1 protein-coding gene is annotated in these 537 nt (G+C 70.6%); it reads left to right on the top strand.

The genetic code is table 11. The features are described from left to right. Window positions 1-156: 156 nt before the first annotated feature. A partial coding sequence (locus FCI23_RS56040; RefSeq protein WP_136731812.1) for a hypothetical protein occupies window positions 157-537 on the top strand: 381 nt, incomplete at its 3' end.

The raw sequence follows: 537 nt of genomic DNA on the forward strand, positions 1-537 counted from the left end.
GTGGCGGTGGGGTGTACTCGTGCTGGCAGTGCCGCATGATCGTCGGTCTTGATCATCCGTCAGGGGTCGTTGGGCGCTGTCTGTTTTGTATGCGCGCCGAGCACGGGCGCGGCTACCATCCGTGACAGTGGAGTCACTCGTGTAGCAGGGGGATCGGTGGAGCCGATACTGGAGCGGATCAATGCGCGCCGTGCCCAGCTCGCTGAGCAGGCCGAACTGCTGGGCAGGCAGCTGGCGGAGGTCGAGGACGAGCTGGCCCGGGTCGCCGCGGCCGGGCAGGTCGTGACGCAACTGCTCGCCGAGGACGAGGCGGCGGAGCCGGGCGGTGGGGGAAGCGATTCGGCCACGGCCGCCGTGGCGGAGCCGGGGCGGGTGGTGCCGTACCGCAAGGACGCATCCGGACCTGCGGATCTGTCGGCTGAGTACCAGCGGGTGCTGCAGGAGGTGGCCGAGGCCGGTGCCCCGGTGCGGTGCAAGCAGATGTGCGAACGGCTCGGCATCGGCACCGAGCCGCGCAAGGTGGAGGCGATGCGCGCG

Origin of the sequence: Actinacidiphila oryziradicis (assembly GCF_005047355.1) — a bacterium.
GTDB classification, from domain to species: Bacteria; Actinomycetota; Actinomycetes; order Streptomycetales; family Streptomycetaceae; genus Actinacidiphila; species Actinacidiphila oryziradicis.